We start from the raw sequence: 9,200 nt of genomic DNA, 5'->3' as shown, positions 1-9,200 counted from the left end.
GTATTATCTGCGCTTTTGGCTTAGCATCTGCCGCACCTCGCTCGCCGTATCGGCACTTAGAATTATGCGGTATTGCCTTTGTTTTTAAAACCACCCCAGTGAATGCAAAACATGTAGAAGGAGAAGGAAAGATGCGTATCACGGAACTATTCAACATCCAATCCATTGCGCTGGATTCTGCCGCAGCGGACCAGGCGCAGATCATTGACGAACTGGTGGAGCTGCAGGCCACCCACGGCAACCTGACCGACAAAGCCGCGTACAAAGCTGCCATTTATGCGCGTGAAGCGGAGGCTTCCACCTATGTGGATAACGGCATTACGGTGCCGCATGCACGCGCCGCCTGCGTGACCCGCCCCAGCCTGGCTGCCCTGCGCCTGAAGACTCCCGTGCAGTACAATGCTGACGATGACGGCAAGACGGATCTGCTGTTTATGATTGCCGCACCGGAAAACGGCAGTCTGCACATTGATATGCTGGCCCGCCTGATGCAGATGCTGATGAATGAAGACTTTGTGGCAAAGCTGCACGCCGCCAAAACGCCCAAAGAATTTTTGGATACGATTGACGCCCAGGAGGAAGCCCAGTTCGGCAACGAGAGCTTTACTCAGGAAGAGCTGCCTGCCACCTACCGCGTGTTGGCCGTTACCGCCTGCCCCAACGGCATTGCCCACACCTACATGGCCGCCGAAGCACTGAACAAGGCCGCTCAGAAGCTTGGCATTCCCTGCAAGGTTGAAACCAATGGCTCTGATGGCCCCCAGAATGTGCTGACCGCCGATGAGATTGCCGCCTGCGATGGCATTATTGTGGCAGCTGACAAAAATGTGGAAACCGACCGTTTTGACGGCAAGCCGGTGCTGTTCGCCCATGTGGATGATGGCATCCATAAGCCGGAGCAGCTGCTGCAGAGCGTTTTGGACGGCAAAGTTCCGGTGTTCCATTCCACCGTGCGCGAATCTGACAAGAACCTGCTGGAGCAGAACCGGGGCGGTTCCGCAAAGGACAGCCTTGGCCACACCCTGTACAAGCACCTGATGTATGGCATCTCCCACATGATCCCCTTTGTTGTGGGCGGCGGCATCATGATTGCCATTGCTTACCTGCTGGATGATTACAGCATTGACCCCGCCAACTTTGGCATGAACACCCCGGCTGCCGCATTCTTTAAGACGGTCGGCTCCGCTGTATTCAACTACATGTTGCCCATCCTGGCTTCTTACGTTGCCATTTCCATTGCCGGTGAACCCGCTTTGGCTGTCGGCTTTGCCGGCGGTGTGCTGGCTATGAACGGCACTAACTTTACCGGCCTGCTGAACTGCCAGGTGGATGGCGTTTCCGGTGGTTTCCTGGCTGCCTTGCTGGCTGGCTTTGTGGCCGGTTATGTAGTCCTTTTCCTGAAAAAGATCACCGAAAAGCTCCCAAAAAGCGTCAGCGGCCTGCGCCCCATGCTGATCTACCCGCTGGGCGGTGTGTTTGTGATGGGCGTGTTCATGTGCGGCATCAACCCGGTCATGGGCATCATCAACGACTTTATCACCAACTGGCTGAACTCCCTGGGCGGCACCTCTGCCATCCTGCTGGGCGCTGTCTCTGCTGTTATGATGAGCATTGATATGGGCGGCCCCTTCAACAAAGCTGGTTACCTGTTCGGCACTGCAGCCCTTGCTTCCGGCAACTATGAGGTCATGGCTTCCGTTATGGTCGGCGGCATGGTTCCTCCGATCGCCATTGCATTATCCACCACCTTCTTCCCCAAAAAGTGGACCCCGGACGAGCGCCGCAACGGTGTGATCAACTATGTAATGGGCCTCTGCTTTGTTACTGAGGGCGCTATCTCCTATGCAGCCTCTGACCCGCTGCACGTTATCCCCAGCTGCGCCATTGGTGCAGCCACCGCCGGTGCGCTTTCCATGGCGTTCCACTGCGGCCTGCGCGCCCCCCACGGCGGCATCTTCGTGTTCCCCGTTGCCACCAACGCCCCGATGTACTGCGTTGCTTTGGCCGTTGGCAGCATTCTGGGCGGGTTGATCCTGAGCCTGCTGAAAAAGAACCTGCCCCAAGAGCAATCCTCTGAATCCTGATTTCCTGAATTTTAACTTTCTGCCCCGGTGGGGTGCGGCGCTGCCGCCCCTGCCGGGGCTTTTTTGCTTCCTGTGCTTACAAAAGCAAAATACGGCCCAAGATTTTTCTTTTCCTGTGTTTCCCCCAACGCGGACGGATTTTCCGGCGTTCTGTCCCGGCGTTTTCTCGAATTTGCGAATCATTTTTTGTTTTCTCAATTTCCGCGTCATGTTTCAGGAAAAGTCATACTTTATCACGTCAGAGTGTTTTTGGTATAAATACACTTGACTTTATCTAGCGGGCATGGTATTGTTATTAGGTCGCTTCGTGGCAGCTGCCCATACCGGGCGCTGCCGGATGTGTAAGATATGGGATATTGTATTAGGGGGAATTTTAATCATGGCAGCATTTACGCAGATCGTAGAGCAGGCCAGCGACATTTTGTGGAATTATCTGTTGCTGTTCCTGCTGGTGGGCACCGGCATCTTCTTTACTATCAAGCTGCACTTTGTTCAGTTGAGCAGTTTTGCAGATGGTGTGCGTCACTTGTTCAAAGGTTTCAGCCTGCACGGCAAGGCAGCTGATAAAGACGGCATGAGCTCTTTTCAGGCATTGGCCACTGCCATTGCCGCACAGGTTGGCACCGGCAACATTACCGGCTGCGCCACCGCCCTGGTCAGTGGCGGCCCCGGCGCATTGTTCTGGACTTGGGTTTCTGCCTTTTTCGGCATGGCTACCATTTACGCCGAAGCCGTTCTGGCCCAGACCTACCGCACCACGGTGGACGGCCAGGTGACCGGCGGCCCGGCGTATTACATCCGCGCGGCATTCAAGGGCAAGTTTGGCAAGTTCCTGGCCATTTTCTTCTCCGTTGCTTTGATCCTTGCCCTCGGCTTTATGGGCAACATGGTGCAGTCCAACTCCATTGGTGATGCGTTCCACAATGCGTTCGGCGTTAACCGCGTGGTTGTTGGCGTTGTGATCGCCGTTCTGGCAGCTTTTATCTTCCTGGGCGGTGTTAAGCGCATTGCCGCTGTTACCGAAAAGCTGGTTCCCATCATGGCACTGTTTTACATTATCGGCTGCGTCATCATCCTGGTCATGAACGCATCCGCCATTCCCAACGCATTTGTTCAGATCTTCACCCTGGCTTTCCAGCCGCAGGCCATTGCCGGCGGCGTGGCTGGCGTTACCGTGCAGCAGGCCATGCGTTACGGCGTTGCCCGCGGCCTGTTCTCCAACGAAGCCGGCCTTGGCTCCACCCCGCACGCCCACGCACTGGCCAAGGTCAAGCAGCCGCAGGACCAGGGTGCGCTGGCCATCATCGGCGTATTCGTTGATACCTTTGTCATCCTGACTCTGACCGCCCTGGTACTGATCACCTCCGGCCTGATTCCGGAAGGCATGACCGGCACCGCCCTGACCCAGGCCGCATTCAGCCTGACGTTTGGTTCCTTCGGCAAGGTGTTCATTGCCATCTGCATGCTGTTCTTTGCGTTCTCCACCATTTTGGGCTGGTACTTCTTCGGCCAGGTCAACTTCAACGCTCTGTTCGGCTCCAAGTACACCAAGGTGTACAGCCTGATTGTTGTGCTGTTCATCCTGATCGGTTCTTCCCTGAAAGTGGATCTGGTTTGGGCGCTGGCGGACTTCTTTAACGGTCTGATGGCGGTTCCCAACCTGCTGGCGCTGCTGGCGCTTTCCGGCGTTGTTGCAGGCATCGCCCGCAACAAAAAGGACTGACCTTGCACTTTGGCAGCACAACCGATATAATAAAGATAATGTTGATCTTACGGGCTCCCCTGTTCGGCAGGGGGCCCGTTTTTGTTTTGGAGGTTGCCCATGGCACAAACAAAAAAGCCCCTCAGCAGCCACATGTTCCGGCTTGTGGCCGGGCTGGTGTTCTGCTGGATGCTGCTGCTGAACTGCTTAACGCCCTACCTGGCCGATGATTACACTTTCGCTTATGCCTTTGATACCGGCGAACGGCTGCACAGCCTGCCGCAGTTGATTTCCAGCCTGGTGTTCCACTATCACGAATGGAGCGGCCGGGTCATCGTCAAATTTTTTGCCCAGGGGTTCACCATGTTTCCCAAGCTTCTGTTTAATGTGTGCAATGCTGGGATGTTTATGGCGCTGGGTCTGGTTTTGTACAAGCTGGCCGTTGGGCGGCGCAGCCAAAAAGCGGACTGGCTGGCTTTGGCCCTGATTTATGCCGCGCTGTGGGAGATCAGCCCTGTATTTGGCCAGACCAATTTGTGGATGTGCGGCGCCTGCAACTACCTGTGGGCCACGGTGGGATGCTGCGCCTTTTTGCTGCCCTGGCGGTATTATTTGCAGCAGCCGTTTGCCAGTACGGCTCGCATGGCGGCCGGCATGGCGTTGGCCGGGCTGCTGGCTGGTTGGTTAAGCGAGAATACCAGCGCCGGAATGCTGGTTTGTTTGGTGCTGGCCGGCGCTGTTGTGTTCAAGCGGGAGCGCAGGCTGCCCGCCTGGATGGCGACCGGCCTGGCGGGGGCGCTGGTTGGGTTTGCTTTGCTCATCACCGCGCGCGGCAACTTTAACCGTGCAAGCGGCTTCAGCGATTACGACAGTCTGCTGACCCGGTACGCCATGCGCTTTTTTGCCTGCCTGAATATGCTCAAAGACTATGCCCTGCCCCTGCTGTTTTCCTTTGCGATTTTGTTTTTGCTGCTCTGCTTTGCCCGGCAGGATGCTGTAAAAGCTGACCTGCTGTGGCCGCTGATTCTGCTGGCCGGGGCGCTGGGGGCAAACTTTGCCATGATCGGCAGCCATGACTACTATCCCCGCTCCACCCACGGTGTGTTTGCTCTGCTGGCTGCCGCCTGCGCCGCCTGCCTGGTACAGCTGAACAGCAAAGCGTTCCGCCGGGGCCTTGCCTGCCTGAGCGCCTGCGTGGGGATCGTCTGCGGCATCCACATGCTGGAAGCCGGGTATGACATTGCCAGCTACTGGATGATGGACCATGTGCGCACCCAGACGCTGCGGCAGGAGATTAGCGAGCTGGATGAGCCCGCCGCGGCTAACATTATTAGCTATGGTATCGAACCCTACACCAAATGGTGCGGCGCATACGGCCTGCCGGATATCCGCGAAAACGGTGAGGATTCCCTCGCTTTGGGCCGCGCCCGCTGGTTCGGCGTAACCAGCATTACCGCCACCGAAACCCGTACCTACCCCTTTGCAGGCCACACCAACGAAACCTATGCCGCCGGGGAAGCCGCCGCAGAAAACGCAGAAAGCATGGATTGATTGCCGCTGATTGGGCATACTGTTGATAACACATCGTGAAAGGATGACTGCCCATGAAGTTCCATGTAAATGCCGACTGCATCGGCTGCGGTTTGTGCGTGAGCACCTGCCCCGAAGTTTTTACCATGACGGACGGCGGCACCGCAGCCGCTGCCCCTGCCGATGTAACCGGCCCCGATGAAGCCGCCGCCACCGATGCCATGCAGACCTGCCCCGTTGGCGCGATTGAATCCGTTGACGGCTGATACCTTCGACCGGGGCTTGACAAACCGGAACTTGGGAAGTATAATAAAAGCTACCGATGCGGGATTAGCTCATCCGGTAGAGTGACTGCTTCCCAAGCAGTAGGTGGCGAGTTCGAGACTCGTATCCCGCTCCAAAAAAGCGCAGAACCAAAAGTGGTTCTGCGCTTTTTCTTTTTATTCAACAGCCTTTGGATTTTTTGTTGAAAAGCCGCGCTGTATTGTCAGTCTATGATCAGCAGTGCATTTTCCAGATTCTGGATGGCGCTTTGCTGGCTTTGGGTATAGGTCCCCGCCCGCAAAATATCCAGCAGGGTGCGCACCGCTGCAACCGTAAGCACCGGGGCTTTGGCCGCAATGCGGGTGGTGTATCGGGCCACCGCGTAGGATTCCGGCTGGATTTCCAGGTTTGCTGCCACGCGGAAATAGGCAGTATTTTCCGGCATTGTCACCGCAAAGTCGGTCAGTACCTCACCGGCGGCATTGTTGGGGGCCTGGCGGTAGGCCAGCACGCTGTTGTCTGCCGCATAGATCACATACAGCGCGTTGTTCCAGTTGGCCGAACAGCTCAGGCGGTAGGTATCCCCTGCCGCAGCGGCAACTTTTTCGCTGATGCGCCGATTCTCGCTTGCATAGTTGACGGTCGAGCCGGAAATTTTGAGCACATAGTTGGCGTGCCAGGCAACCGTCATGCTTTTTACCTGCTGCACCAGGTTTGCCGCGCTGACCAGCCTGACGGCGGGCAGCGCCTGGTACAAATTGCCCGCCACGATCAAAGTGGCTGCCCCCTGCGGCACGGTCACTGCCTGCCGGGTCAGGGTATTGCCGCCCACAGCATAATCGGCATCGGCCGCTTTTACGGCAAGGCAGGTACCCGCCGCATCAAAGAAAGAATAGAGCGCAAAACCCGTATACGCCCAGGCCGTTACCAACACCTGGGCCGCGCTTGTCACATCCACCGGCTGGGTGACCCGGAACCCGGTATCTGATGTTTTGATTGCCTTGCCGGTGGCGGTGGAGATCACATATCCACTTTGCAGGGCTGCCCCCACATTGGTGATGCCATCTGCCGGGCGTAAGTTCTCCAGCGCGTTGGTCCAGGCGCGGCCATCCGCATCCACCACAAAAAACGGTTCCGCTGCATCCGCGCCCGGCTTTTGGTAGTCGCCCGCTTCCACCACGTTGCCGGTGGCATCCAGTGCATCGTACAGGTCCATCAGCTCCGCACCGCTGGCCCGGATATAACCCACCAGCTCTTTGAGCTGTGCTGCATCAAAGGTCGTGTACCATGCGTGGGTCATCAAAATCAGCCAGCCGCCATCCTGCACGGCTTTGTCTACCCACGCTTTTACATCCTCCAGCGTGTAGCTTTTGTTCTTTGGGAACACTTCCACGCGCTTCATGCGGCAGCTTTCATACGGGATCTGGTTGATGCCTTTTTCCACCGTAAGGCCCAGGTCAAAATGCTTTTTTACGGTGTTCAGGCAGTCCGCCTTATAGCGCCCGTTCACATAGGCATAGCTGCGCACCCCGCGGATGCCCCAGCGGCGCATCTCTGCTTCAAACTGCTGCAGGGTGGCTTCCAGCGTTTCGGGGGTATCCTGCTCCATATCGGTTTCGGTCATCGTATGGCATGCCACCGTCACGCCGCTGCGCGCCATTTCCTGCAGCTGTTCCACCGTCATGCGGCCGGTTTTGCCCATAAGCCCCGCCGGGCAAGCCACGGTATAAGGCATACCAAGCTCCTGCACCAGCGGGAACAGCACGGTGTACGCTTCGCTGCGGCAGTCGTCATCCACAAACGATACAATGGCTTTCTTTTTGCTGCGGCCCGCGTTGGTCAGCATGTGGGGTGTGGTTTCGGTTTGGGTGGTGGTGCCGTCGGCCCAGTACAGGTCCATATCCTGCGCGGACGCCTTGGTCAGCACCTGCCCGGTACTGCCGCCCGCGGGGATCAGCTTATCGGCATACTGTTTCCACACACTTTCCGCCGGGTCGGTCTGCTGGCCGGGCACCGGGGCGTGGTTCAGCACCAGGTATGGGATGTTGCAGCTGATGCACTGCACGCCATCCCGCACGCCGCGCACCGTAACGCTGCCGCTGTTGGTTGCCTGCGCTGTGGCGGCGGGCGGCACCGCTACGGTGTCCCCTGCATCCGCCAGCACCGTTGTCCCCTCCGCCTGGGGGTCCAGGGTAAACGTGACATCCAGCGCAAGGCCATCCCACCCGGTGCCGCGCCGGAAATGCAGAACCTCCATGCCATAGCTGGCTTTGGTGCCAAGGCACAGCATACGCATGGGGCTGCCAAGAATTTTAGGGTAATATCCTTCCAGTTCAATTTCGTGGGTCATTCCATTCCTCCTTATGATCCATTTGAAACCTGATAAGTTACTTGTGCTTCAAATGAAAGCGGCCCTGCTGCCGCCGCTTTGTTGTTTTCTCTGTATTTGCCTGTTTTGCAGCCGAAAGAGACCATTCCTTTTTGAAACTTATCAGGTCACTCACAGGATAGCATCCTTGCCGTAACTTGTCAAGTTATTTTTATTATCTTGTAAACCCGCAGGTTTTTTGCTATACTTTTTGGGAGGTGATCCGCATGACCATTGGGGAACGCATCCGCGAAGCACGCACCGCCAAAGGGCTGACACAGGAGCAGCTGGCCGAACAGGTGCATGTGACCAAACAAGCGGTTTATAAATACGAGACCGGCATTGTAACCAATATTCCGCTGGATAAGCTGGAAAGCATTGCCGCCTGCCTTGGCGTGGCGCCCGGCTATCTAGCCGGGTGGCAGGGCTCCCCTGCCGGGACGGAACTGGACGCTTTGATTCAGGACGAACCCATTGCCGCCTACCAGAACCTGAAAGACCAACTGACCCAGGCCGATAAGGAAGATATTGCCCGCCTGATCCAACTACGCGCGGAACTGAACCGCAGCAAAACCTGAAAGTGAGGAGATTTTATGCTGGACTGCCTGCCCATCTACCATTGGTTCCACTGCGGCAACCCGTACTCCGGCGCACAGGGCGGCATGCGCTATCTGGTAGCCCCCGCCAAAAAAGCTGACCCCGCCGATGAAAGCGGCAAGCGGAAGATCGAATATCTGACCGCCACCATCTGGCCCGGCCCATGGAGCTTGGAACACACCGCCGATGAAAAGCAGGAGATGGCAGAGTTCCCCGGCAATCAGGAGGGGCTCGATGCCGCCGTTGCCTGGCTGCACGAACGGTACGAGGCCGAACCGGATAAATGGGCCAATATTCCCTCCATTCTGGACTGTGAACCGGATAAATAAGCAAATAAACAAACAGCGCCCGACAGGTACGCTTAAACCGTCGGGCGCTATTTTTCTATCAGGAATGAAATAATAAATAATAATGAATAAAGAATAATGTCGGTGCACCGCCCGCAGCGGTGCGAATAAAACAGGTTGGCAGCTCTGGCCAGAATACTTCTTGCCGGAGCAGCTGACCTAGTTAAAATGTGCCGCCGTGGGCACCACACGACTATTACTCTTTTTTATGCGAAGCCAATTAAAGGCAATACCGCATAATTCTAAGTGCCGATACGGCGAGCGAGGTGCGGCAGCTGCTAAGCCAAAAGCGCAGATAATACTGGATG

General features: G+C 56.7%; 7 protein-coding genes and 1 tRNA gene. 7 read left to right on the top strand and 1 reads right to left on the bottom strand.

Annotated features, from left to right (window positions below):
* The first annotated feature begins 131 nt into the window (after positions 1-131).
* From C4885_RS13920 to C4885_RS13900, 5 genes are all read left to right on the top strand, one after another.
* Entirely contained in the window at positions 132-2,084 is a 1,953-nt protein-coding gene (locus C4885_RS13920) for a fructose-specific PTS transporter subunit EIIC (protein WP_114000915.1), read from the top strand.
* A 379-nt stretch (positions 2,085-2,463) separates the two neighbouring features.
* Positions 2,464-3,807 carry a sodium:alanine symporter family protein gene (locus C4885_RS13915; RefSeq protein ID WP_114000914.1) on the top strand — a complete coding sequence of 448 codons (1,344 nt, stop codon included), beginning with the start codon at positions 2,464-2,466 and terminating at the stop codon, positions 3,805-3,807.
* Positions 3,808-3,906: 99 nt separating this feature from the next.
* Positions 3,907-5,337 carry a DUF6056 family protein gene (locus tag C4885_RS13910; protein ID WP_114000913.1) on the top strand — a complete coding sequence of 477 codons (1,431 nt, stop codon included), beginning with the start codon at positions 3,907-3,909 and terminating at the stop codon, positions 5,335-5,337.
* Positions 5,338-5,390: 53 nt separating this feature from the next.
* A complete protein-coding gene (locus C4885_RS13905; protein WP_114000912.1) occupies positions 5,391-5,582 on the top strand; it encodes a ferredoxin in 192 nt (63 codons plus the stop codon).
* Positions 5,583-5,640: 58 nt separating this feature from the next.
* Positions 5,641-5,716, top strand: a tRNA-Gly gene (locus C4885_RS13900).
* 87 nt (positions 5,717-5,803) lie between these two features.
* Here the strand turns inward: C4885_RS13900 and C4885_RS13895 are convergent.
* Positions 5,804-7,930 carry a polysaccharide deacetylase family protein gene (locus C4885_RS13895; RefSeq protein ID WP_114000911.1) on the bottom strand — a complete coding sequence of 709 codons (2,127 nt, stop codon included), beginning with the start codon at positions 7,928-7,930 and terminating at the stop codon, positions 5,804-5,806.
* Positions 7,931-8,175: 245 nt separating this feature from the next.
* Here C4885_RS13895 and C4885_RS13890 point away from each other — a divergent pair, with 245 nt between their 5' ends.
* Both C4885_RS13890 and C4885_RS13885 read left to right on the top strand, forming a co-directional pair.
* Positions 8,176-8,526: a helix-turn-helix domain-containing protein gene (locus tag C4885_RS13890; RefSeq protein WP_114000910.1), complete on the top strand. Its 351-nt coding sequence runs from the start codon at positions 8,176-8,178 to the stop codon at positions 8,524-8,526.
* Between the two features lie 15 nt (positions 8,527-8,541).
* Positions 8,542-8,874, top strand: a complete 333-nt coding sequence (locus tag C4885_RS13885; RefSeq protein ID WP_114000909.1) for a hypothetical protein — start codon at positions 8,542-8,544, stop codon at positions 8,872-8,874.
* Positions 8,875-9,200 lie beyond the last annotated feature (326 nt).

It is taken from the genome of Subdoligranulum sp. APC924/74, assembly GCF_003324125.1.
Classification (GTDB): Bacteria; Bacillota; Clostridia; order Oscillospirales; family Ruminococcaceae; genus Gemmiger; species Gemmiger qucibialis.
The sequence above is the reverse complement of the archived record's forward strand: the minus strand, read 5'-3'. Positions and strand labels throughout refer to the sequence as shown.